18 protein-coding genes are annotated in these 24,576 nt (G+C 71.4%); 5 read left to right on the forward strand and 13 right to left on the reverse strand.

Annotated elements, in window-relative coordinates; all coding sequences use genetic code 11:
• Positions 1 to 164: 164 nt before the first annotated feature.
• Positions 165 to 1,301: a molecular chaperone DnaJ gene (gene dnaJ / locus ACIQVL_RS06090; protein WP_217549614.1), complete on the reverse strand. Its 1,137-nt coding sequence runs from the start codon at positions 1,299 to 1,301 to the stop codon at positions 165 to 167.
• Entirely contained in the window at positions 1,302 to 2,318 is a 1,017-nt protein-coding gene (gene hrcA, locus ACIQVL_RS06095; RefSeq protein WP_403427743.1) for a heat-inducible transcriptional repressor HrcA, read from the reverse strand.
• A gap of 175 nt (positions 2,319 to 2,493) precedes the next feature.
• On the opposite strand from hrcA, the gene ACIQVL_RS06100 reads away from it, so the two are divergent.
• Positions 2,494 to 3,216, forward strand: coding sequence for an MBL fold metallo-hydrolase (locus tag ACIQVL_RS06100; RefSeq protein ID WP_403474560.1), 723 nt, complete (start codon positions 2,494 to 2,496; stop codon positions 3,214 to 3,216).
• Positions 3,217 to 3,250: 34 nt separating this feature from the next.
• Entirely contained in the window at positions 3,251 to 4,066 is an 816-nt protein-coding gene (locus ACIQVL_RS06105; protein ID WP_403474561.1) for a DUF3097 domain-containing protein, read from the forward strand.
• Here ACIQVL_RS06105 and ACIQVL_RS06110 read toward each other — a convergent pair.
• The 3 genes from ACIQVL_RS06110 to ACIQVL_RS06120 all read right to left on the reverse strand — a co-directional run bounded on the left by ACIQVL_RS06110 (position 4,044) and on the right by ACIQVL_RS06120 (position 7,992).
• Positions 4,044 to 4,622 carry a Uma2 family endonuclease gene (locus ACIQVL_RS06110; protein ID WP_403427737.1) on the reverse strand — a complete coding sequence of 193 codons (579 nt, stop codon included), beginning with the start codon at positions 4,620 to 4,622 and terminating at the stop codon, positions 4,044 to 4,046. The genes ACIQVL_RS06105 and ACIQVL_RS06110 overlap by 23 nt on opposite strands.
• Positions 4,623 to 4,721: 99 nt before the next feature.
• On the reverse strand, positions 4,722 to 5,954 hold the full coding sequence (gene hemW / locus ACIQVL_RS06115; RefSeq protein ID WP_403474562.1) for a radical SAM family heme chaperone HemW: 1,233 nt from the start codon (positions 5,952 to 5,954) through the stop codon (positions 4,722 to 4,724).
• Positions 5,955 to 5,994: 40 nt separating this feature from the next.
• On the reverse strand, positions 5,995 to 7,992 hold the full coding sequence (locus ACIQVL_RS06120) for a SpoIIE family protein phosphatase (RefSeq protein WP_403474563.1): 1,998 nt from the start codon (positions 7,990 to 7,992) through the stop codon (positions 5,995 to 5,997).
• A gap of 102 nt (positions 7,993 to 8,094) precedes the next feature.
• Here ACIQVL_RS06120 and ACIQVL_RS06125 point away from each other — a divergent pair, with 102 nt between their 5' ends.
• Together ACIQVL_RS06125 and ACIQVL_RS06130 are read left to right on the forward strand one after the other, a co-directional pair.
• Entirely contained in the window at positions 8,095 to 12,243 is a 4,149-nt protein-coding gene (locus ACIQVL_RS06125) for a HAMP domain-containing protein (protein ID WP_403427731.1), read from the forward strand.
• The gene (locus ACIQVL_RS06130) at positions 12,240 to 12,803 is read left to right on the forward strand and encodes a two-component system response regulator (protein WP_403427729.1); all 564 of its coding nucleotides are present in this window, start codon (positions 12,240 to 12,242) and stop codon (positions 12,801 to 12,803) included. Before ACIQVL_RS06125 ends, ACIQVL_RS06130 begins: the two co-directional genes overlap by 4 nt.
• 67 nt (positions 12,804 to 12,870) lie before the next feature.
• Here the strand turns inward: ACIQVL_RS06130 and ACIQVL_RS06135 are convergent, their stop codons facing one another.
• Together ACIQVL_RS06135 and lepA are read right to left on the reverse strand one after the other, a co-directional pair.
• Positions 12,871 to 14,745 (reverse strand): AMP-dependent synthetase/ligase, encoded by a 1,875-nt coding sequence (locus ACIQVL_RS06135; RefSeq protein ID WP_403427727.1) that lies wholly within the window; start codon positions 14,743 to 14,745, stop codon positions 12,871 to 12,873.
• Between the two features lie 273 nt (positions 14,746 to 15,018).
• A complete protein-coding gene (gene lepA / locus ACIQVL_RS06140; RefSeq protein WP_403380696.1) occupies positions 15,019 to 16,893 on the reverse strand; it encodes a translation elongation factor 4 in 1,875 nt (624 codons plus the stop codon).
• A 221-nt stretch (positions 16,894 to 17,114) separates the two neighbouring features.
• Here lepA and rpsT point away from each other — a divergent pair, with 221 nt between their 5' ends.
• Positions 17,115 to 17,381 (forward strand): 30S ribosomal protein S20, encoded by a 267-nt coding sequence (gene rpsT, locus ACIQVL_RS06145; RefSeq protein ID WP_089106790.1) that lies wholly within the window; start codon positions 17,115 to 17,117, stop codon positions 17,379 to 17,381.
• A gap of 197 nt (positions 17,382 to 17,578) precedes the next feature.
• Here rpsT and holA read toward each other — a convergent pair whose 3' ends face one another.
• The 6 genes from holA to ACIQVL_RS06175 all read right to left on the reverse strand — a co-directional run bounded on the left by holA (position 17,579) and on the right by ACIQVL_RS06175 (position 24,571).
• The gene (gene holA, locus ACIQVL_RS06150) at positions 17,579 to 18,571 is read right to left on the reverse strand and encodes a DNA polymerase III subunit delta (protein WP_403427725.1); all 993 of its coding nucleotides are present in this window, start codon (positions 18,569 to 18,571) and stop codon (positions 17,579 to 17,581) included.
• 97 nt (positions 18,572 to 18,668) lie between these two features.
• Entirely contained in the window at positions 18,669 to 18,914 is a 246-nt protein-coding gene (locus ACIQVL_RS06155) for a hypothetical protein (RefSeq protein WP_403474564.1), read from the reverse strand.
• A gap of 29 nt (positions 18,915 to 18,943) precedes the next feature.
• Entirely contained in the window at positions 18,944 to 19,825 is an 882-nt protein-coding gene (locus ACIQVL_RS06160; RefSeq protein WP_403474565.1) for a YceI family protein, read from the reverse strand.
• A gap of 174 nt (positions 19,826 to 19,999) precedes the next feature.
• A complete protein-coding gene (locus tag ACIQVL_RS06165; RefSeq protein ID WP_403474797.1) occupies positions 20,000 to 20,851 on the reverse strand; it encodes an arylamine N-acetyltransferase in 852 nt (283 codons plus the stop codon).
• Between the two features lie 13 nt (positions 20,852 to 20,864).
• A complete protein-coding gene (locus tag ACIQVL_RS06170; RefSeq protein WP_403474566.1) occupies positions 20,865 to 23,438 on the reverse strand; it encodes a ComEC/Rec2 family competence protein in 2,574 nt (857 codons plus the stop codon).
• Entirely contained in the window at positions 23,435 to 24,571 is a 1,137-nt protein-coding gene (locus ACIQVL_RS06175) for a helix-hairpin-helix domain-containing protein (RefSeq protein ID WP_403474567.1), read from the reverse strand. Before ACIQVL_RS06175 ends, ACIQVL_RS06170 begins: the two co-directional genes overlap by 4 nt.
• Positions 24,572 to 24,576: the final 5 nt, after the last annotated feature.

Raw genomic sequence — 24,576 nt, forward strand, 5'->3', positions numbered from 1 at the left:
ACGGACCGAGCCGGACCGACCGCACCGCTCGACGGACCGAGCCGAGGGGCGACCGCACTTTTCAGCGGACCGAGTCGGGTGGTGGGTGGGCGTAGGTCCTCGGGGGTCCAGGGGGCGGAGCCCCCTGGCGGGGTCGAAGGGGCGGAGCCCCTTCACGGCACCCGTCAACGCCCGTTGAACGCGTCCTTCAGCCGGCTGAACAGCCCTTGCTGACCGGGCTGGAACTGCCCCGTCGGCCGCTCCTCCCCGCGCAGCTTCGCCAGCTCCCGCAGCAACCGCTCCTGCTCGGGGTCCAGCTTCGTCGGCGTCGTCACCTCGACGTGCACGATCAGGTCACCCCGGCCGCCGCCCCGCAGATGCGTGACGCCCCGCCCGTGCAGCGGAATCGACTGCCCGGACTGCGTGCCCGGCCGGATGTCGACCTCCTCGAGCCCGTCCAGCGTCTCCAGCGGCACCTTCGTACCGAGCGACGCCGCCGTCATCGGGATCGTCACCGTGCAGTGCAGGTCGTCCCCGCGCCGCTGGAACGTCGAGTGCGGCAGCTCGTGGATCTCGACGTACAGGTCACCGGCGGGACCACCACCGGGCCCGACCTCGCCCTCACCGGCGAGCTGGATCCGCGTGCCGTTGTCGACGCCGGCCGGGATCTTCACGGTCAGCGTCCGCCGCGACCGCACCCGCCCGTCGCCCGCGCACTCGGGGCACGGCGTCGGCACGACCGTCCCGAAGCCCTGGCACTGCGGGCAGGGCCGCGAGGTCATGACCTGACCGAGGAAGGACCGCGTCACCTGCGAGACCTCACCGCGGCCGCGGCACATGTCACACGTCTGGGCGGAGGTGCCCGGCGCCGCGCCCTCACCGTTGCAGGTGTTGCAGACGATCGCCGTGTCGACCTGGATGTCCTTGGTCGTACCGAAGGCCGCCTCGTCGAGCTCGACCTCGATCCGGATCATCGCGTCCTGGCCGCGCCGGGTACGCGACCGCGGCCCGCGCTGGGACGCCGTACCGAAGAACGCGTCCATGATGTCCGAGAAGTTCCCGAACCCGCCGGCCCCGAAGCCGCCCGCGCCCGCGCCGCCGCTCTGCGACAGCGGATCCCCGCCGAGGTCGTAGACCTGCTTCTTCTGCGGGTCGGAGAGCACCTCGTAGGCGGCGTTGATCTCCTTGAACCGCTCCTGGGTCTTCGGGTCCGGGTTGACGTCCGGGTGCAGCTCGCGCGCGAGCCGACGGAAGGCCTTCTTGATCTCTTCCTGCGACGCGTCGCGGCGCACGCCGAGAACGGCGTAGTAGTCCGTGGCCACTTACGACTCCGCCAGGATCTGTCCGACGTACCGTGCCACCGCTCGTACCGCTCCCATCGTTCCCGGGTAATCCATGCGGGTCGGTCCGACCACGCCGAGTTTGGCGACTGCCTCGCCGCCCGAACCGTAGCCGACCGACACCACGGACGTGGAGTTGAGTCCCTCGTAGGCGTTCTCGTGACCGATGCGTACGGTCATGCCCGAATCCCCCGCCTCGCCCATGAGCTTGAGGAGCACGACATGCTCCTCCAGCGCCTCCAGGACGGGCCGGATCATGAGGGGGAAGTCATGCCCGAAGCGGGTGAGATTGGCGGTGCCGCCGATCATCAGCCGCTCCTCGTTCTCCTCGACGAGTGTCTCCAGCAGGGTGGAGAGCACCGCCGAGACCGCGCCGCGGTCCTCGGCCTCGAAGGCCTCCGGCAGGTCCTCCACCAGCCGGGGCACGTCCGAGAACCGGCGCCCCGCGACCCGGCTGTTCAGCCGCGCCCGCAGGTCCGCCAGAGACGTTTCCCCGAAGGGCGCAGGGCAGTCGACCATCCGCTGCTCGACCCGCCCGGTGTCGGTGATCAGCACCAGCATCAGCCGGGCCGGGGCCATCGACAGCAGTTCCACGTGCCGCACGGTCGACCGCGTCAGCGACGGGTACTGCACGACCGCCACCTGCCGGGTCAGCTGGGCCAGCAGCCGCACGGTCCGCGCGACCACGTCGTCGAGGTCGACGGCGCCGTCGAGGAAGCTCTGGATGGCCCGCCGCTCGGGCGCGCTCATCGGCTTGACGCCGGCCAGCTTGTCGACGAACAGCCGGTACCCCTTGTCGGTGGGGATCCGCCCCGCGCTGGTGTGCGGCTGGGCGATGAACCCCTCGTCCTCCAGGGCGGCCATGTCGTTGCGCACGGTCGCCGGGGAGACCCCGAGGTTGTGCCGTTCGGTCAGCGCCTTCGACCCGACCGGTTCCTCGGTGCCGACGTAGTCCTGGACGATGGCGCGCAATACCTGAAGCCTGCGTTCACTCAGCATCCGGCGCCACACCTCCAGAAAGTCGTCGTCCCCGCGGCCTTTCGGTCCCTTCGGGCCTTTCGTCTGGCACTCTGCGAACGCGAGTGCCAGCATCCCCGGCCCAGTGTACGGCCGTGGGGCACCGACTGGGCAAGGTCGGTCGGGACCCGTGGCGTTCTACGGCTAGCGTCGCGGCATGACGGTGACTTGGGAAGAGCTGGGCTGGGAGCGGGTGGCCGAAGGGGTCGGCCGGTGCCGGCTGCCGGGCTGGGACTGCACGGCGGGTCTGGTCCTGGGCGCGGGCACGGCCCTGATGGTGGACGCCGGGTCGAGCCTGGCGGAGGGCGCACGGTTGCGTACGGAGGCGCAGGCGCTGGCCGGCCGCCGTGTGACCCATCTCGCGCTCACCCATCCCCACTTCGACCACGTCTTCGGCGCGGCCGCCTTCGCGGGCGCGGCCCTGTACGCGGTGGCGGGCGCGGAGGCCGTCCTCGCCCACGGCCGCGAGGAGCTCCGCCTGGACGCGATCCGCAACGGCCTGCCGGCCCCGGAGGCCGAGGAGGCGACGGACACCCTCCCCCGCCCCCGCCACCCGGTCTCCGGCGAGCGGACCCTCGACCTGGGCGACGGCCGCCGGGCCCTGCTGGCCGACGTGGGCCCCGGCCACACCCCGCACGATCTCGCGGTCCTCGTCCCCGGCGACCCGCCCGTGGTCTTCTGCGGCGACCTGGTGGAGGAGTCCGGCGCCCCGCAGGCAGGACCCGACGCCGTACCGTCACGGTGGCCGGCCGCTCTCGACCGGCTCCTCGCGCTCGGCGGCGACCGCGCCCGGTACGTCCCCGGTCACGGAGCGGTGGTCGACGCGGCGTTCGTACGGGCCCAGCGCGACACCCTGGCGGCCCGTTTCGGCGTGTCGTAGGCGCGCCGGTCCGGCTTCTCCTATCGTCATCCGAATGCGCCAGTACTCCGCCGACCTGACCCCTCCGTGGAAGAAGCCGAAGCCGGTGCCGGACGTGGCCGCCGAACCCGGTCTGGTGGTCGAGGAGCCGGGTACCGGTTTCTGCGGCGCGGTGATCCGCTGCGAGGCGGGCACGGTCACCCTGGAGGACCGCTTCGGCAAGCACCGCGTCTTCCCGCTGGAGCCGCGCGGCTTCCTCCTGGAGGGCCGGGTCGTCACCCTCGTACGCCCCACGTCGGCCGCCCCCGTACGCCCCTCCCGCACCGCCTCCGGCTCGGTCGCCGTCCCCGGCGCACGCGCGCGTGTCGCCCGCGCGGGCCGCATCTACGTGGAGGGCCGCCACGACGCGGAACTGGTCGAGAAGGTCTGGGGCGACGACCTGCGCATCGAGGGCGTGGTCGTGGAGTACCTGGAGGGCGTCGACGACCTGCCGTCGATCGTGGCCGAATTCGCACCGGGCCCCGACGCCCGCCTGGGCGTCCTCGTCGACCATCTGCTGCCCGGCACCAAGGAGTGGCGCATCGCCCAGTCGGTGACGAGCGAGCACGCGCTCGTGGTCGGCCACCCTTACATCGACATCTGGGAGGCGGTGAAGCCGTCGTCCCTGGGCATCGAGTCCTGGCCGCGCGTCCCGCACGGCCAGGACTGGAAGACGGGCGTGTGCCGGGCGCTGGGCTGGCCCTCGGAGAACACCGGCGCCGTATGGCAGGCGATCCTCGCGCGCGTGGGCTCCTACAAGGACCTGGAGCCGGAGCTGCTCGGCCGGGTGGAGGAGCTGATCGACTTCGTCACGGGTAGCGGTGGGGCTTGACGTCGGGGAAGGTTCCGAACTCGCTGGTGTTCAGCTCGACGCCCAGAACATCGAGCATCATCGGCCGACCGAACTTCTCGACGTACTGCATCCGGTAATCGGCCTCCTCGCCCTTTCCCTCGGGCTTCGTCAACAGAACGCACCGCGCCATGATCGGATCGATGATGAGATAGGCGGGCACGTTGCCCGCGGCGTAGATCGAACGCTTGACGGCATAGTCGCGGTGGACGCTGTTCTCGGAAACGACCTCGACAACCATCGTGATCAATTGGCACGGCAGCAGACGCCCCGAATCGGGTAGGACGTCACGTGCCACGACCACGAGATCCGGAACCGGCTCACTCGCCTCGTCGACGAGGTCCACGTCCTGGGTCTGGAGCGGAAACCAGCGGTCCAACGGGATCTGCCGTTCCGTATGCAGCACGATCAGGTTGTGCACCAGATCAGGGCTGGCCGTCATCACGATTTCCCCCCGCAGAAGCTCCGCTTTGAGTCCGTCGGGCGGCTCAAAACCCTCGAAGAACTCTGCGACTCCACGTTCGTCCACCGCGGTCATCTCCGCGGCCTCGGCATTCGCCGCATACTGTCAGCGGCAGCCTACGAACCAGGGTAGGGGCCGAACCGGCGTTCCACCGCGATGCACTCACCCGGGTGATCAGTCCACCAGGTCCCTGACCACCGCGTCCGCCAGCAACCGCCCCCGCAGCGTCAGCACGGCCCGCCCCTCGTCGTACGCACCGCTCTCCAGCAGCCCCTCCCCCAACGCGCGCCGCGAGGCCTTCAGGCCCTCCTCCCGCAGGAGCGAGAGCGGCACCCCCTCCCGCAGCCGCAGCTCCAGCAGGATCCGCTCCACCCGACGGTCCTCGTCCGCCAGGACCTCCCGCCCGGCCCCGGGCGACCGCCCGGACGCCAGCGCCGCCGCGTACGCCCCCGGATGCTTGACGTTCCACCAGCGCACCCCGCCCACGTGCGAGTGCGCCCCCGGCCCGGCGCCCCACCAGTCGGCGCCCCGCCAGTACAGCTCGTTGTGCAGGCAGCGGCCCGCCTCCGAGGTGGCCCAGTTGGACACCTCGTACCAGTCGAAACCCGCCCCCGCCAGCACCGAGTCGGCGATCAGGTAGCGGTCGGCGTGGACGTCGTCGTCGGTCATCGGGACCTCGCCGCGGCGGATCCGGCGGGCCAGCTGCGTGCCCTCCTCGACGATCAGCGCGTACGCCGACACATGGTCGGGCCCGGCGCCGATCGCCGCGTCCAGGGAGGCCCGCCAGTCGTCGTCGGACTCGCCCGGGGTGCCGTAGATCAGGTCGAGGTTGACGTGCTCGAAGCCGGCCGCACGGGCCTCCGCGACGCACGCCTCGGGGCGTCCGGGGGTGTGGGTGCGGTCGAGGACCCGCAGCACGTGCTGCTTCGCGCTCTGCATGCCGAAGGAGACCCGGTTGAAGCCGCCCTCGCGCAGGGCCGCAAGGTAGGCCGGGTCGACGGACTCCGGGTTCGCCTCCGTCGTGACCTCCGCGTCCGCCGCGAGCCCGAACTCGTCGCGGATCACGCCCAGCATCCGTACGAGATCGGCGGCGCCCAGCAGCGTCGGCGTACCGCCCCCGACGAACACGGTCCGCACCTCGCGCGGGTCGTCGCCGAGGACCTTCCTGGCCAGCCTGACCTCGTCGATCAGCGTGTCCGCGTAGTTGTCGCGGGAGGCCAGGACACCGCCGGTACCGCGCAGCTCGGTCGCCGTGTACGTGTTGAAGTCGCAGTAGCCGCAGCGGGTCGCGCAGTAAGGGACGTGCAGGTAGAACCCGAGAGGGCGGACGGCGGCACCGGCGAGCGCGGACGCGGGGAGCGCGCCGTCGTCGGGGACGGGCTCGCCGTCGGGGAGTGCGGAAGGCATGTCCCCCATTGTCCCGTACCGATTTCTTGTACGGCCTCGGTCACTCCGCCTGGAGCACCAGCAGCGCCAGGTCGTCCTCCGGCTGACCGCCGCCGAACTCGTGGACGAGCCGTCTGATGCGTTCGGCGATCAGGTCGGCGTTCAGCCCCGCACAGCCGGCCAGCGCCCGCGCGAGCCCGTCGCCGTCGTCGAACTGGCGGCTGCCGGAACGCCGCTCGGTGACCCCGTCCGTCACGCACAGCAGGCTGTCGCCGGGCATGAGCTCGATCGTCTCGCTGGTGTACGTCTCGTCCTCGACCACCCCGAGCAGGGTCTGCGGGCGGGCGGCGGTGCGGACCTCGCCGTCGGGGCCCAGGAGCAGCGGCAGCGGATGGCCCGCGGAGGCGAGGGTGCAGCGGACGCCGCCGCCGTCGAGGGGGGTGAGTTCGCCGTAGAGCAGGGAGAGGAACCGGGTCTGCGGGCCGTCACCGGGCGGCAGGGCACGGCCGCCGGCGGCGACCAGGGCGCGGGCGGCGGCGTCGGCGGCCTCGGTGGCGTCGTCGAGGAGGAGCTGGTTGAGCCGGTCCAGGACGTCGGCGACCCGGTAGCCCTCGCGGGCGAGGAGCCGCAGCCAGGGCCGGGCCAGGCCGATGACGACGGCGGCCTCGGGCCCCTTGCCCTGGACGTCGCCGACGGCGAAGCACCAGCGGCCGTCGCCGGCCGGGAAGAGGTCGTAGAAGTCGCCGCTGGGGCCGCCCTTGTCGCAGGGCTCGTAGACGAGCGCGCTGCGCACGCCCGGGATCTCGGCGACCGCGCCGGGCAGCAGCCCGCGCTGGAGTACGGCGCTGATGGTGGCCTGGCGGGCGTACTGGCGGGCCGCGCCGATGGCGAGGGCGACCCGGCGGCCGAAGTCCTCCACGAGGCCGGTGATCTCGTCGGGGATGCCGTCCGGGCCGGAGCGGCCGATGACGAGCGTGCCGAGCGGGCGGCCGCCCGCGATCAGCCGGTAGGCGAGCGCCGAGCCGTGGGTGCCCTGCGGGCCGAGCGCCGCGCCCGGCCAGGGATACGGCTCGGGCCCGGACCGTAACCCGCTCTGCGCGCACGGCGGGTCCTTCTCCAGGGCGTGGCGCAGTTCCTCGATGCGGTTCTCGCTGCCGTGCCAGACCCGGGCCAGCCGCGGACCGCCCGCACCGCCCGCACCGCCGGAGTCGCCCCAGCCGCCACCGCGCACCGTCGCCTCGTCCTCCAGCCACACCGCACACCAGTCGGCGAGCCGGGGCACGATCAGCTGGCCGGTGAGCGCGGCCACCAGGTTCTCGTCGAGCTGCCCGGCGAGCAGGTCGGAGGCCTCGGCGAGGAACGACAGCGCGCCCCGGTTGAGCCAGTCCCGGTCCCGCTCGGGACGATGGACGCACCCGCCGCGCTCCGCCCCACCCGCGCCCGCGTGCGCGTGTGCGGGCGCGTGCTGGGGCGGCTCGGGGGCGAGGATCTCGGCGACCTTCAGCTGCCGCTCGTCGGGGAGCGTGCCGCCGCGGCCGGTCAGCCGCGCCCACACCGACTTGGCGCCGGTGCGGTACGTCACCCCCCAGGACTCGGCGAGCGAGGCGACCAGGCGCAGCCCGCGCCCGAACTCCGGTGTCTCGTACGGCGTCTCACCGGGATGGTCGCGGGGCGCGCGGGAGGGATGGTGGTCGGTGACCTCGACGACGAACGCCGTCTCCTCCCGCTCCTCCAGCCACCAGTCGACCTCCACGTCCGTGCCGGCGTGCACGACGGCGTTGGTGACGAGTTCGCTGACGACGACCATGGCGTCCTCGGCGACCCGCTGCTGCTCGGGGCGGAGGAGCCCGCACCCGGTCCACTCGTCGAACGAGGCGCGCACCAGGGCGCGGGCGGAACCGGGCGCGAGGGGGCTTCCGGGCATGGTCGCGCGCCCCTGCGCGCGCGGGCCCGCGGTGTCGTGCGCGGGCGCCGCGTCGTGCTGCGCGGGCGCCGCGTCGTGCGCAGGCGCCTCACGGACCCGGGAGACGATCTCCCGTTGCGTGGGTATGGCCCCCATGTCCAGCTCCCCGAGCAGTTCGGACGAATACATCCCGATCGATGCGGACAGAGTGACAGACTGGCTGCGCCCATAAGCACCGAGTTACCGAAGTGGGCCGCCATGAGTGAGAACAGTGCTACGCGTGTGCTCGAAGACGGACAGAAAACGGCACAACTCCGAGCATCCGCACTGCGCCCGCTGCTCGCCGCGATGACCGCCGCCCGTGACGGCGACTTCACGAAGGTCCCGGAGACCGGGACCGACGGGGCCTGCGGGCCCGACGGTCCCGTCGGGCCCGGCGGGGAGGGGATCGTCGCCGAACTCACCGCGGTCTTCAACCAGATCATGGACCGCGGCATTCACTTCAACACCGACCTGCGGCGCGTGAAACGGGAACTGGTGCGCCACGGCCGGCTGGACGAACGGCTGTCGGCGAGCCCCGGCCAGGGCGCCTGGACGTCCCGCGTCAACGACGTCAACCAGGTCCTCGACGCCCTCGTCGCGCCCGCCGCGAACGCCACGCGCGTGCTGGACGCGGTGGCCGGCGGCGACCTGACCCAGCGGGTCGATCTGCACGACGGCAGCCGGCAGCTCCGCGGCGATCTGCGCCGGCTCGCCCGCGCGGTGAACACGATGGTCGACCAGCTGTCCCTGTTCACCGGTCAGGTGACCCGGGTCGCACGCGAGGTCGGCACCGAAGGGCGACTCGGCGGCCGGGCCAAGGTGCAGGGCCTGTCCGGCAGCTGGCGGGACGTCACCGAGGCCGTCAACACCATGGCGTCCCGGCTGACCGCGCAGGTCCGCGACATCGCCCTGGTGACGACGGCCGTGGCCCGCGGCGACCTGACCCGCACGGTGACCGTCGAGGCGACCGGTGAGCTGCTGGAACTGAAGCTCACCGTCAACACCATGGTCGACCAGCTGTCCGCGTTCGCCGACGAGGTGACCCGGGTGGCCCGCGAGGTCGGCACGGAGGGCCGGCTGGGCGGCCGCGCCCAAGTACGGGGCGTTTCGGGCGTCTGGAAGGACCTGACGGACAACGTCAACTTCATGGCGTCGAACCTGACGTCCCAGGTCCGCAACATCGCCCAGGTGACGACAGCCGTCGCCAACGGCGACCTCTCGCAGAAAATCATGGTCGACGCGCAGGGCGAGATCCTCGAACTGAAATCGACGATCAACACGATGGTCGACCAGCTCTCCGCGTTCGCCGACGAAGTCACCCGCGTCGCCCGCGAAGTCGGCACCGAAGGAAACCTCGGCGGCCGAGCACACGTCAGAGGCGTCTCCGGCGTCTGGAAAGACCTCACCGACAACGTCAACTTCATGGCCGACAACCTGACGTCCCAGGTCCGCAACATCGCCCTTGTCTCCACGGCCGTCGCCCAGGGCGATCTCGGCAAGAAGATCACGGTGGAGGCGAAAGGCGAGATCCTCGAACTGAAATCAACCATCAACACGATGGTCGACCAGCTCTCCGCGTTCGCCGACGAAGTCACCCGCGTCGCCCGCGAAGTCGGCACCGAAGGAAACCTCGGCGGCCAGGCGCAGGTCAGAGGCGTCTCGGGGGTCTGGAAAGAGCTGACGGACAACGTCAACTTCATGGCCCTGAACCTGACGTCCCAGGTCCGCAACATCGCCCAGGTGACGACAGCCGTCGCCAACGGCGACCTGTCCAAGAAAATCACCGTCGACGCACGCGGCGAAATCCTGGAACTGAAGGACACCGTCAACACGATGGTGGAACAACTGCGGGCCTTCGCCGACGAGGTGACCCGCGTCGCCCGCGAGGTCGGCACCGACGGCCGGTTGGGCGGCCGCGCCCAGGTGCTCGGCGTCTCCGGCGTCTGGCGCGACCTGACCGACAACGTCAACTACATGGCCGACAACCTCACCTCCCAGGTCCGCAACATCGCCCAGGTCGCGACCGCCGTCGCCCAGGGCGACCTGTCCCGGAAGATCGACGTGGACGCGCGCGGCGAGATCCTCGAACTGAAGACCACCATCAACACCATGGTCGACACCCTGTCCTCCTTCTCCTCCGAGGTGACCCGGGTCGCCCGCGAGGTGGGCTCCGACGGCCGGCTGGGCGGCCAGGCCCGCGTGGAAGGCGTGTACGGCACCTGGAAGCGTCTGACGACCAACGTGAACGAACTCGCACTCAACCTCACCACCCAGGTCCGCGCGATCGCCGAGGTCGCCTCCGCCGTGGCACAGGGCGACATGTCCCGCTCGATCACGGTCGAGACCCGCGGCGAGGTCGCCGAACTCAAGGACAACATCAACCTGATGGTCGCCAACCTGCGCGAAACGACCCGCGCGAAGGACTGGCTGGAGTCCAACCTGGCCCGCCTCGCCGCCCTCATGCAGGGCCACCGGGACCTGATGGAGGTCGCCGACCTCATCCTGCGCGAGCTGACCCCGCTGGTGAACGCCCAGTACGGCGCGTTCTTCCTGGCCGACCCGGACGAGGACGGCGCCGCCGTACGCACGGCCGTACCGGCCAAGGGCCTCGCGTTCATCGCCGGCTACGGCTCCGCCCAGGACGCGACGGTCGAGACCGGCGGCCTCCCCGTGCACGGCCTGGTCCGCCAGGCGGCCCGCGAGAAGAAGCGGATCCTCGTCGAGGAGACCCCGCCGGACTACATCAAGATCAACAGCGGTCTCGGGGAAGCCGCACCCACCACGATCGTCATCATCCCGATCCTCTTCGAGGACAAACTCCTCGGCATCATCGAACTGGCCTCCTTCTCCCGCTTCTCCGACGTCCACCTCGCGTTCTTCGACCAGTTCGTCAACACCATCGGCGTGGCCATCAACACGATCATCGCCAACTCCCGCACGGAATCCCTGCTCGGCGAATCGCAACGGCTGGCGATGCAGCTCCAGGAACGCTCGGACGAACTTCAGAAACAACAGGCGGAACTACAGCGCTCCAACGCCGAACTGGAGGAGAAAGCCGCCCTCCTGGCGACCTCCTCCCAGTACAAGTCGGAGTTCCTGGCGAACATGTCCCACGAACTGCGCACCCCGCTGAACTCCCTGTTGATTCTGGCCCGACTGCTGTCCGACAACCCGGACGGCCGCCTCTCCGACCAGGAGGTCCAGTTCGCCACCACCATCCACCGCTCCGGCTCGGACCTGCTCCAGCTCATCAACGACATCCTGGACCTGTCGAAGATCGAGGCCGGCCGGATGGACGTACGCCCCAAACGCCTCCCCCTGATCAAACTCCTCGACTACGTCCACGCGACCTTCCGCCCGCTGACCCTGGACCGCGGCCTGGCCTTCGAGGTGACCGTCGGCGAGGACGTGCCGCGCGAGATGTACTCGGACGAACAACGGCTCCAGCAGATCCTGCGCAACCTGCTCTCCAACGCGATCAAGTTCACCGCCAAGGGCCGCGTGGAACTGCGGGTGCACCGGGTGAAGGACCCCGAACAGCACTACGTCCACGACAGCGACGAGGTGATCGCCTTCGAGGTGTCGGACACCGGCATCGGGATCGTCGCCGAGAAACTGCCCGTCATCTTCGAGGCGTTCCAGCAGGCCGACGGCACCACGAACCGCAAGTACGGCGGCACCGGCCTCGGCCTCTCCATCAGCCGGGAGATCGCCGGCCTGCTGGGCGGCCGGATCGTCGCCGAGAGCGAACCGGGCACGGGCTCCACGTTCACCCTCTACGTCCCGGTCGTCAGCCCCGGCCACCCGGCTCCCGGCCCGGCCCCGCACAACCACACCGCGGCGGCCCTCGGCCCGGCACCGGCCACCGCCCCCGACCCCGACGACTCCTGGCCCGCCCCGACCCGCCTGGAGGCCTGGCAGACAGGCCGCGCGGGCCGCGTCCTCCCCGGCCGCCGCGTCCTGATCATCGACGACGACATCCGCAACGTCTTCGCCCTCACCCACGTCCTCGGCCGCGTCGGCATGCCGGTGCTGTACGCGGAGAACGGCCGGGAGGGCATCGAGACCCTCGAACGCAACCCCGACGTCGAACTCGTCCTGATGGACATCATGATGCCGGAGATGGACGGCCACGAGACCATCGCGGCCATCCGTCGCGCCCCCCGCTGGACCGGCCTGCCGATCGTCGCCCTCACGGCGAAGGCGATGCCGGGCGACCGGGAGAAGTCCATCGCACGCGGCGCCAACGACTACGTACCCAAACCGGTGGACGTCGACCGGCTGCTGACCGTCGTCTGCGCACTCCTGGACCCCGACAGCACACAGGACGGCGAGACCGCCGACGACGAACGGACGGAGCCATGACCGCTGACGACCGTGCCGGCATCCTCCTGGTCGACGACATGGAGGACAACCTGATCGCACTGGAAGCCGTACTCGGGTCGCTGAACGAGCCGATAGTACGGGCCCGCTCCGGCGAGGAGGCGATGAAGGCCCTGCTCCGCCGCCGCTTCGCCGTCGTCCTCCTCGACATCCGCATGCCCGGCATGGACGGCTTCGAGACAGCCGCCAACATCAAACGCCTCGACCAGACGAAAGACGTCCCGATCATCTTCCTGACCGGAGCGGACGAGGACGCGGGGTACACGTTCCGCGGCTACGCCACCGGCGCGGCGGACTACCTGACGAAACCGTTCGATCCATGGGTGCTGCGGGCAAAGGTCAACGTGTTCCTGGAACTGCACCGGAAGAACCAGCAGTTGCAGGTGCTGCTGGCACGCGAACAGGCGGACTTCGGCGAACTGGGCAAGCGGTTGGCCGTGATGGAAGACCGGCTCGCCGAAGACCCTGTCGATGTAGCAACGCTAAGAAAAGAAGCCAGGGAGCTGCGGCAACTGCTGAGCAGAGCTGAACGGTCCCACTAGAGGAGCGCGGGGAACTGCGCGACAAGCCACGACGAACCCGCAGCCGCCGCGCAGCCCCCGCCGTCCCCTACGCTTCCCGCGTCCCCGCGTACATCTCGTCGATGAGGTGCTTGTACTCCCGCTCCACGACCGGCCGCTTCAGCTTCAGGCTCGGCGTGATCTCCCCGTGCTCCACATCGAGGTCCCGCGGCAGCAGCCGGAACTTCTTGATGGTCTGCCACTTCTGCAGCCCGGCGTTGAGCTCCTTGACGTACCCGTCGACCATCTCGACGGTCGCCGGCGCGGCCACCACCTCGGCGTAGGACTTGCCGCCCAGGCCGTTCTCCTTGGCCCACTCCAGGATCGCGACCTCGTCGAGAGCGATCAGAGCGGTGCAGAAGTTCCGGTCGGCGCCGTGCACGAGGATGTTGGAGACGTAGGGGCAGACCGCCTTGAACTGTCCCTCGACCTCGGCGGGCGCGATGTACTTGCCGCCGGACGTTTTGATGAGGTCCTTCTTGCGGTCGGTAATCCGCAGATAACCGTCGGGGGACAGTTCGCCGATGTCACCGGTGTGGAACCAGCCGTCGGCCTCCAGCACCTCCGCCGTCTTCTCGGGCAGCCCGTGGTAGCCCTGCATGATGCCGGGGCCGCGGAGCAGGATCTCCCCGTCGTCGGCGATCCGCACCTCGCAGCCGGGCAGCGGCTTGCCGACCGTACCGGTGCGGTAAGCCTCGCCGGGGTTCACGAAGGACGCGGCGGAGGACTCGGTGAGGCCGTAGCCCTCCAGGATGTGCACGCCGGCACCGGCGAAGAAGTAGCCGATCTCGGGCGCCAGTGCCGCCGACCCGGAGACGCAGGCCCGCAGCCGCCCGCCGAAGGCCTCGCGCAGCTTGGAGTAGACGAGGCCGTCGGCGACCTTGTGCTTGGCGGCGAGCCCGAAGGGCGCGGTCGCGGCTCCGGTGCGACGGAAGTTGTCCTGGGTGACCTTGGCGTACTCGCGGGCGACCTCGGCCGCCCACTGGAAGATCTTGTACTTGGCGGCGCCGCCCGCGCGGGCCTTCGCGGCGACCCCGTTGTAGACCTTCTCGAAGATGCGCGGCACGGCGGCCATGTACGTCGGCTGCACGACCGGCAGGTTCTCGATGATCTTGTCGACGCGGCCGTCGACGGCAGTGACGTGGCCGACCTCGATCTGCCCGGAGGTGAGCACCTTGCCGAAGACGTGGGCGAGCGGCAGCCACAGGTACTGCACGTCCTCGCTGCTGATCAGCCCGGTCGCGGCGATCGCCTTCGCCATGTACGACCAGTTGTCCTGGGGCAGCCGCACGCCCTTGGGGCGGCCGGTGGTGCCGGAGGTGTAGATGAGGGTGGCGAGCTGGTCCTTGGTGATCGCGCCGACCCGCTCCTTGATCAGCTCGGGGTGCTTCTCCAGGTGCCTGGCGCCGCGCTGCTCCAATTCGGCAAGACTGATGACGAAGTCGTCGGTCTCGGCGCCGGCCGGGTCGATGACGACGACCTGGACGAGCTCGGGCAGTTCGGCGCGCTTCTCGACGGCCTTGGCGACCTGTGCCGCGTCCTCCGCGATCAGTACGCGGCTCCCGGAGTCGGAGAGGATGAACGCCGATTCCTCGGCGTTGGTCTGCGGGTAGACGGTCGTGGTGGCGGCGCCGGCGCACAGGATGCCGAGGTCGGCGAGGATCCACTCGACGCGGGTGGAGGAGGCGAGGGCGACCCGCTGCTCGGGCTCGATGCCCAGTTCGATGAGACCGGCCGCGATCGCGTAGACCCGCTCGGCCGCCTGGGCCCAGCTCAGCGACTTCCAGTCGTCCGGGCCCTGACCGGAGGCCGCGGACACCGGGTAACGGTAGGCCTCGGCGTCCGGTGTGGCCGCCACGCGATCCAGGAAGAGGGCCGCCACGGACGGCGGTCGGTTCTCGATCAGTGTCTGTGTGTCGGTCACGACATCCTCCGGGGCCCGCGACGGTGCGGCTGGCTCAGTGCGGCTGGGGTTTACTCACGGTGGGGTTCGCGCTGGTTGTTTAACTCGCGAGTAACTATCGAGCAGGGATCAGAGTAAGCCGCGACCGGCCTGTACGTAAGGGGCATCGGCCTGTCTGTTTCGCCGCATGGTCCACGCAGAGCGACACTACGCACGCGTAGGGGTCCGCCGCACTTTCGTACGACGAACCCCCGTTGTACCCGATTTGCGGCCGCGACCGATTGTTACCCGCGGTTACTTCTTGCTCTTGGCCGATCCCGCGCTGTCATCGCTGGACAGCACCGCGATGAAGGCCTCCTGCGGAACCTCCACGGAACCCACCATCTTCATCCGCTTCTTGCCTTCCTTCTGCTTCTCCAGCAGCTTGCGCTTCCGGGAGATGTCACCGCCGTAGCACTTGGCGAGGACGTCCTTGCGGATGGCGCGGATGGTCTCGCGGGCGATGACCCGGGAGCCGATGGCCGCCTGGATGGGCACCTCGAAGGCCTGCCGCGGAATGAGCTCGCGCAGCTTGGCGACCAGCCGCACGCCGTACGCGTAGGCCGCGTCCTTGTGGGTGATCGCCGAGAACGCGTCGACCTTGTCGCCGTGCAGCAGGATGTCGACCTTGACCAGGCTGGAGGTCTGCTCGCCGGTGGGCTCGTAGTCCAGCGAGGCGTAACCGCGGGTCTTCGACTTCAGCTGGTCGAAGAAGTCGAAGACGATCTCCGCGAGGGGGAGCGTGTACCGGATCTCGACCCGGTCCTCGGACAGGTAGTCCATGCCGAGCAGGGTGCCGCGCCGGGTCTGGCACAGCTCCATGATCGAGCCGATGAACTCGGTCGGCGCGAGGATCGTGGCCCGTACGACGGGCTCGTACACCTCGTTGATCTTCCCCTCGGGGAACTCGCTCGGGTTGGTGACCGTGTACTCGGTCCCGTCCTCCATGACGACGCGGTAGACCACGTTCGGCGCGGTGGCGATGAGGTCGAGCCCGAACTCGCGCTCCAGCCGCTCCCGGATCACGTCCAGGTGGAGCAGCCCGAGGAAACCGACCCGGAAACCGAAGCCGAGGGCGGCGGAGGTCTCCGGCTCGTAGACGAGCGCGGCGTCGTTCAGCTGGAGCTTGTCGAGGGCCTCGCGCAGCTCGGGGTAGTCGGAGCCGTCCAGGGGATACAGACCGGAGAAGACCATCGGCTTCGGGTCCTTGTAGCCGCCGAGTGCCTCGGTGGCGCCCTTGGTCTGGCTGGTGACGGTGTCACCGACCTTGGACTGCCGGACGTCCTTCACACCCGTGATCAGGTAACCCACCTCGCCGACACCGAGTCCGTCGGCGGACAGCATCTCCGGCGAGTTGGTGCCGATCTCCAGCAGTTCGTGGGTGGCACCCGTCGACATCATCTTGATCCGCTCACGCTTGTTGAGCTGGCCGTCGATGACACGGACGTACGTCACGACACCGCGGTAGGAGTCGTAGACCGAGTCGAAGATCATGGCGCGGGCGGGCGCGTCGGCGACACCGACCGGCGCCGGGATCTCCTTGACGACCTTGTTCAGCAGTGCGTCCACGCCGAGACCGGTCTTCGCGGAGACCCGCAGCACGTCGGACGGGTCGCAGCCGACCAGGTTCGCCAGTTCCTCCGCGAACTTCTCCGGCTGCGCGGCCGGCAGGTCGATCTTGTTGAGCACAGGGATGATCGTGAGGTCGTTCTCCATCGCCAGGTAGAGGTTGGCGAGGGTCTGCGCCTCGATGCCCTGGGCGGCGTCGACGAGGAGGACGGTCCCCTCGCAGGCCGCCAGCGACCGCGAGACCTCGTAGGTGAAGTCGACGTGCCCCGGGGTGTCGATCATGTTGAGGATGTGCGTGCTGCCCTGGTCCGGGCCCTCGGTCGGGGCCCAGGGCAGACGCACCGCCTGGGACTTGATCGTGATGCCGCGCTCGCGCTCGATGTCCATCCGGTCGAGGTACTGAGCACGCATCTGCCGCTGCTCGACCACGCCGGTCAGCTGGAGCATCCGGTCGGCGAGCGTGGACTTGCCGTGGTCGATGTGCGCGATGATGCAGAAATTGCGGATCAGAGCCGGGGCGGTACGGCTCGGCTCGGGCACATTGTTAGGGGTCGCGGGCACGCAGGGTCCTGTCTCTTGAGGCGCCTTATGCCTCGGGTCGGATCAATACGTAGCCTCCATGGTCCCATGGAGAGGGACCGGGGACCGGTTTGGGCCGTTCTCCTGTCCGCTGGTAGTGTGGGCAGCTGTGTCTCATGCCCTCTCAGCGCGAGGCACGTCTTCTGGAAATCATCGGCACGGGACCTTCGCGGCCCCGTACCAGAACCTGAAAAGGCTCATTCGTGGCGAACATCAAGTCCCAGATCAAGCGGATCAAGACCAACGAGAAGGCTCGGCTGCGCAACAAGGCCGTCAAGTCCTCCCTGAAGACCGCGGTCCGCAAGGCCCGTGAGGCTGCTGCCGCGGGTGACGTGGAGAAGGCCACCGAGCTGCAGCGCGCTGCCGCGCGTGCGCTCGACAAGGCCGTCTCGAAGGGCGTCATCCACAAGAACCAGGCCGCCAACAAGAAGTCGGCGCTTGCTTCCAAGGTTGCTTCCCTCAAGGGCTGAACACTTGATTTGACGCCGGAAGGACCCGGGCGGGCCCTCTCTCATCCGCCCCCGACCGGCACCCGAGGATCGACGCGCGGCCTGCGTTCGCCACGCGGGCGTCGATCGGCAGCTTGAACCGAAAGCCCCGGCACCTCGCCCTTCCCCAGGGCGGACCCCGGGGCTTTCCGGTATGTCCGGGTGCCTGCTCCTGCCTGCTATCCCCGGCCGCGTGACCGCGCCGCCCGCGCGATCGTCACCACGGCCTTCTCCAGGGCGTACTCGGGGTCGTCCCCGCCGCCCTTCACACCGGCGTCCGCCTCGGCGACGGCCCGCAGCGCGACAGCGACCCCGTCCGGGGTCCACCCCCGCATCTGCTGCCGTACCCGGTCGATCTTCCACGGCGGCATTCCGAGCTCCCGCGCGAGATCGGCGGGCCGCTGCCCGCCCCGCGCGCCCGCGAGCTTCCCGATCGCCCGCACGCCCTGCGCGAGCGCGCTCGTGATCATCACCGGTGCGACGCCGGTCGCCAGCGACCAGCGCAGCGCCTCCAGCGCCTCCGCGGTGCGCCCCTCCACGGCCCGGTCGGCCACGGTGAAGCTCGACGCCTCGGCCCGCCCGGTGTAGTAGCGCCCGACGACCGCCTCGTCGATGGTGCCCTCGACGTCCGCGGCGAGCTGGGTGACGGCCGACGCCAGCTCCCGCAGATCGCTGCCGATGGCGTCGACGAGCGCCTGGCAGGCCTCGGGCGTCGCGGACCGCCCGAGCGCCCGGAACTCGCCGCGTACGAACGCGAGCCGGTCCGCCGGCTTGGTCATCTTCGGGCAGGCCACCTCCCGCGCCCCCGCCTTGCGCGCCGCGTCGAGCAGTGCCTTGCCCTTGACCCCGCCCGCGTGCAGCAGCACGAGTGTGATCTCCTCGGCGGGCGCCCCGAGGTACGCCTTCACGTCCTTGACCGTGTCGGCGGACAGGTCCTGCGCATTGCGTACGACCACGACCTTGCGCTCGGCGAAGAGCGACGGGCTGGTCAGCTCGGCGAGGGTGCCGGGCTGCAACTGGTCGGGGTTCAGGTCCCGTACGTCCGTGTCGGCGTCGGCGGAGCGGGCAGCCGCCACCACCTGCTGCACGGCACGGTCGAGCAGCAGCTCCTCCTGTCCCACGGCCAGCGTCAGCGGGGCAAGCGGATCGTCATCAGCAGTCTTCTTGGCCATCGCGCCAAGCATCCCACGGCCCACTGACAACGGGGCCGGCCGTGCCTTCCCCACCGGGGACCGGCCGCGTCCGCCCCGCCGCGGGCCGTCCGCGCTCCTACGGCTCCTCCCGCCAGCCGTCCCACTCGCCCGCGAACTCGTCCAGCTCAGCCGGGTCCAGCCGCCCCTGCTCGTCCCTGAGCAGCACCAGCCACTGTGCGTCCTCGGCGTCGTCCTCCCCCGCCAGCGCGTCCCGCACCAGCCGCGGCTCCTCGGCGACCCCGAACCGCTCCTCGAGGGCCTCGGCGGCCTCCTCCGCCGCGTCCCGGTCGGGCAGCACCAGCACATGTCTCACATCGCTCACGGCCCCATTCTCGGGCACCGCGGGCGGGCTCAGCCCTTCGGGACGATCTGCACGTCCAGGTCGACGCGGATGCTCGGCCCAACCACCGCGATCCCGCGCGCCAGCATGCTCTGCCAGCTCACGGTGAAGTCGTCCCGGTGGAGTTCGGTGGTGGCCCGGCAGGCGGCCCGCACCTCGCCCTCCATGCCGTTGCCGATCCCGAGGTACTCCGCGTCGAGGGTGACCGTGCGCGTCACGCCGTGCAGGGACAGCGCCCCGGTGACCGCCCACCTGGTGCCGCCCCGGTGCGCGAACCGGTCGCCGTAGAACTCCAGCGTCGGGAAACGCTGCACGTCCAGGAAGTCCGCCGAGCGCAGATGGTCGTCGCGCATCCGCACGCCCGTGTCGATGGTCGCGGCGTCGATCACCACGTGCATCGCGGAACGCTCCATCCGGTCGGCGATCCGCACCGCGCCCGCGAACGAGTTGAACCGCCCGTGGATCCGGGCCAGTCCGATGTGCCGGGCGGTGAAGCCGATCGAGGAATGCGTCGGCTCGATCTCCCAGTCCCCCGGGGCCGGGAGCTCGGGCGGCTGGGCCACCTGGAGGGTCACGTCACCGAGCGAGGCGAGGGAGTTCTCACCGACCTGCGCGGTGGCCCGGTACGGCGTGAACCCCTCGGCGGACACCGCCAGCCGGTACTCCCCGGCCGGCACGGTGGTCATGAACGACCCGTAGGGATCCGTGCCCCCGCTGACCACCATGCGCCCCATGGTGTCACTGACCGCGAACTCGGCGTTCGGCACCGGTTCGTTGACCGGGTCGAGCACCCGGCAGCTGAGCACCCCCGCGTCGGGCGGGGTCCGGACCGCCGCGAGGGGGCCGGTCCGCTGCACCCGGTTCGTTCGGTTTCCCATCACGCGGCCGAACATCCTCGCCACCCCTGTACGCCTCGCCATCATCCGTTGCCGAAGAAACATTCGATCACTGATGCGGCTTTCGGGGCAACACGGGCCCACATCGCGGGAATCAAGCGCATGCGCCGGAACTACGCACGAGTAGCACGCTACGCGCCAGTAGAAACACGTTCTCCCGCGAAACCCGAATTAACCATTCGGGTTGGCTTTCCCCGGATTTCGCACAGTCGGCACACGGTCCAACCCGATCCCGAACCGCTCCCGGTAGACCCCGAGCACCTCCTCGTCGTGCTCCAACTCCCGCACCGCACGGGTCCCGTCGGCAGCCGTCTGCGTCAGCGTCCGCCCGCCGAGCGTGATCCGCCCGCCGTCCTCGGTGACCCGGGAACAGACCAGCGACTGCGTGAAGTGCGACGACGGCGAGGTGCTGTGCCACCACGCCCCGGCCGTGAAGTCCCCGAGCACCCGCGGCCGGACCTCCAGCCGGTACTGCGGCTGCCCGTCACGCAGCACGTCCAGGTCCCCGCCAGCCCCTGGGCCCTCGCCCCCTCCGGTCGCCCCCGCCGCGTCCGGCCCGGCCTCCACGATCCGGAACGTGCCGCCGGGATCGTCCTGCTCACCCCGCTCCCCGACGGCCAGCGGGTAGTGGCTGTGCGCCCCGAATCCCACGTCGGCGAGCCACTCGCCCCCGTCCACCGTCCGCACCCGCAGCGCAAGATGGTCGTACGGGATCCCGAGCCGCCCCTCCGCCCCGTACACCCGCCCCGCGAGCGGTGTCACCCCGAAACCGAGCGCGGTCAGCAACACCGAGAACGCGCCGTTGAGTTCGTAGCAGAACCCGCCCCGGCCCGCGCCCACCACCTTCTCCAGCAGCCGCTCCTCCGCCAGCACGATCTCCTCGCCGAGGTGGATCGACAGGTTCTCGAAGGGCACGGTCCGCAGATGCCGCAGGTGCAGGTCGTACAGGGCGTCGGCGGTGGGCCGGGCCGGGCGGCCGGCTCCGAGCCGGCGGAGGTAGGCGTCGATCCGCGCGGGGTTCACCGGGTTCATGACCTCAGTCTCGCGCCACGCGCAGTCCGCCCGCCTCCCGGCCCGTGCCTCCGCCGGTCACGGCGAGCGCCCCGTCCCGGTCGGTCCGCAGCACCACCGCCCCCACGGCCCGCAGCTCGGCCACCGTCCCCGGTGCCGGATGACCGTACGGGTTGTCCGCCCCGCAGGAGATGAGCGCGACCCGTGGCGCCACCAGCCGCAACAGCTGCGGATCCTGGTACGCGGACCCGTGATGAGCGACTTTCAGCACGTCGACGTGGCCCAGTGCGGCGGCGGCCGGTGATCTCAGCAGCTCCTGCTGGGCCGGGGGTTCGAGGTCCCCGAGCAGCAGCATCCGCAGCCCGGCCGAACGGACCAGCAGCGCGACACTGGCGTCGTTCGGTCCGTCCGGCTCCGGTGCCGGATCCGGAGGAGGCCACACCACCCGCCAGTCCAGCGGCCCGGTCCTGCGCCGCTCCCCGGCGACCGCCCGCGTCACCGGAACGTGATGCCCGGCGGCCTCCCTTCTGACGAACTCGGCCTGATCCGCGGGTTCCTCGAACCCGGTCGTCTCGATCTGCGCCACCTCACGGCCGCGCAGCACCCCGGGCAGCCCCGCGACGTGGTCCGCGTGGAAGTGGGTGAGGACGACGAGCGGGATCCGGGTGATGCCGAGTTCCCGCAGACAGTGGTCGACCAGCACCGGATCGGGTCCGGCGTCCACGACCACTCCCGTGCCCGCGCCCGCCGCGAGCACAGTCGCGTCGCCCTGCCCGACGTCGCACATCGCCAGCCGCCAGCCGGGCGGCGGCCAGCCCGTGACCACCCGGGCCAGCGGCACCGGCCGTACCACCAGCAGCACGAGCAGCACCCCGAGCACCCCGCACCACCATGGATGCCGCAGCAACCGCCGCCCCAGCAGTACGGCGACCGCCGTCACGACGGCCAGCAGCAGCGCGCCCGCCCAGCTCCCGGGCCAGTCCACGCCCGCTCCCGGCAGCCCGGCCCCGGTCCGGGCGATCCCCGCGATCCACCCGGCCGGCCAACTCGCGCACCACGCCAGCACCTTGGCCGCCGGCATCGCCACCGGAGCCGCGGCGAGCGCCCCGAACCCCAGGACCGTGGCCGGCGCGACCGCGATCTCCGCCAGCAGGTTGCAGGGCACCGCCACCAGACTCACCCGCGCCGACAGCACCGCGACCACCGGACCGCACACCGCCTGGGCGGCCGCGGCCGCCGCCAGCCCCTCGGCCAGCCGCTCCGGCACCCCGCGCCGCCGCAGCGCCTCGCTCCATCCGGGAGCCAGCATCAGCAGCGAGCCGGTGGCCAGCACCGACAGCAGGAATCCGTAACTGCGGGCCAGCCACGGGTCGTACAGCACCAGCAGCAGAACCGCCGTGGCCAGTGCCGGGACCAGGGACCTGCGGCGGCCGGTCGCCAGGGCGAGCAGCGCGACCGCGCCGCAGGCCGCGGCCCGCAGCACGCTGGGGTCCGGCCGGCACACGACGACGAAGGCGAGCGTGAGCGCCGACGCGAACAGCGCGGTCGCCCGCAGCGACAGCCCGAGGCGCGGCGCGAGGCCCCGCCGCTCGGTCTGCTGGGCCAGCCCCGGCGGTCCGATGAGCAGCGCGAGCAGGATGGTGAGGTTGCTGCCCGACACCGCGAGGGTGTGCGCGAGGTCGGTCGCCTCGAACGCCTCGTCCAGTTCCGGGCTGATCCGTGAGGTGTCGCCGACGACCAGCCCGGGCAGCAGCGCCCGCGCGTCCTCGGGCAGCCCGTCGGTCGCCTCCCGCAGCCCGGCCCGCAACCGTCCGGCCAGCCGCTGCGGCCCGCTCGGCTCCCCCACCAGCACCGGCGCGGGACGCTCCCGCACCCGCAGCATCGCCGCCACCCGGTCCCCGCCGGCGGTGGCAGGAGCCAGCCGCCCGTTCACCCTCAGCCGTGTGGAGGGCAGCAGCCCGAGCCACCGCGCCCGGCCGCCGCCACCGGGCGCCGGTACCCCCGTGTCCACGGCCATCAGCACTGGTGAGCGCGTCGTCACCGCGGTCCCGTCGCTCGTCTCCACCCGGCGCACCTCGCCGCGCACCAGTACGGCGGCCGGAGTGGCGTGGTCCCCCCGCACCCGCGGCCTGGCGGCCCAGGGGTCGCCCGTGAGCTCCACCTCGACGGTCACGGTGGCGTACGCGCGGGCCAGACCGGGAACCGGTCCACGGCGTACGTCCGCCCCGTGCAGCCCCGCGGAAGCGGCCGCTCCGGCGACACAGAGGAGCAGCGCGCCGGCCGAGGCCCGCCGCCAGGCCGGCCGGGCGGACCCGGCAGCGACGGTCGCTGTCCCCGGCGGGGGACGCGTCCGGCCGGAGCACAGCAGGATCGCCCCTGCGGTCAGGCAGACGGCGGCGACTGCGGCCGTCCATCCGGGCGGCGCGTCCAGTGCCAGGGCCGCCGTGGCCCACACGGCCAGCGCGGGCGGCACCAGCCGCAGGTCGGCCCGCGCGTCCTGCCGGGCGTGCGCGGTCCCGGTCCGCCGCCCCGGGCCGGCGCGCACCGACCGGCCCACGGCCGCGGGTCCGGGTGCCGCTTCGCCGGTGGTGCGGCTCATGGCCGTACCAGGTCCCGCAGGTCGGAGAAACGGCGGTCGCCGATGCCCCTGACCTGGCGGAGTTCGTCGACCGAACGGAACCCGGCGTGCTGGGTGCGAAAGTCGAGGATGTGCTGGGCCAGCACCGGGCCGACTCCGGGCAGGGCGTCGAGCTGCTCGACGGTCGCGGTGTTCAGGGAGAGCGGGGCGGCCGGGCCCGCTCCCGTCGCGGCACCGCCCGCGGCCGGGCCCGGTGCGGCCGGTGGCGCGGGGCCCCCGACGACGATCTGTTCGCCGTCCGTCAGGAAGCGGGCGCGGTTGAGTCCGTCGGTGTCCGTACCGGGCCGTACCCCGCCCGCCGCCCGCAGTGCGTCGGTCACCCGCGAGCCGGCGGCCAGCGTGTGGACCCCCGGATCCCGGACCTTCCCGGTGACATCCACCACAATCTCCCCACCAGCCCCACTAGCCCCACCGGTTCCGGCGGCGGCGCCGGGCGTCGCGGCGGTACCGGCTCCGACGGCGGCGGTTCCGGTGGCCGGGGCCTGCTCCTCGCCCTTTTCGTACGGCGCCTCCGCGCGCACCACCTCGGGCGCGCTCACGGACTCGGTCCGGCCCGTCCAGAAGTGCTGCACGGCCAGTGCCCCGGCCACGACGAGGACCACCCCCAGGGCGATCGCGCCCCGGCGTTCCAGCCCGCAGCGTGTCTGGAGCCACACCGGCATCCGCTCCCGTACCGCGGACCCGACCCGGGAGCGAAGGCCGGGCAGCGCCGGTCCGCGGCGCGCCGTGGCCTCGCCGGCCAGCGCGCGGGCCGAAGACATCACGGCCGCTGCCGTGGTCAGCGCCGCCGCGGCGGTGCGTACTCCGGCCGTGGCCGTGCGCACCGCGGTCGTGGCCGCGGTCAGTCCGGCCGCCGCGCCGGTGCCGGTCACGGTCTCCGCGGCGGGCGGCCCCTGCCCCGGCCCGGGCCTGGCGACGGCCCGTTCGCCGAAAAGGAGTTCCGCCCGGCGGCGCAGTTCGTCTGCCGGTGCGGGGCGGTGGCGGACGCGGGCCCGGACCGGGGACCGCCGGTGCCGGGTGCGGCCGTCGGAGGTGGGGCCCCGGCCCGGGCCACTGGTCGCATGTGTCTCGTGTGAGCGTGATCGAAGTGCCATGCGAC

Source organism: Streptomyces sp. NPDC090499 (assembly GCF_044769305.1).
Lineage (GTDB): Bacteria > Actinomycetota > Actinomycetes > Streptomycetales > Streptomycetaceae > Streptomyces.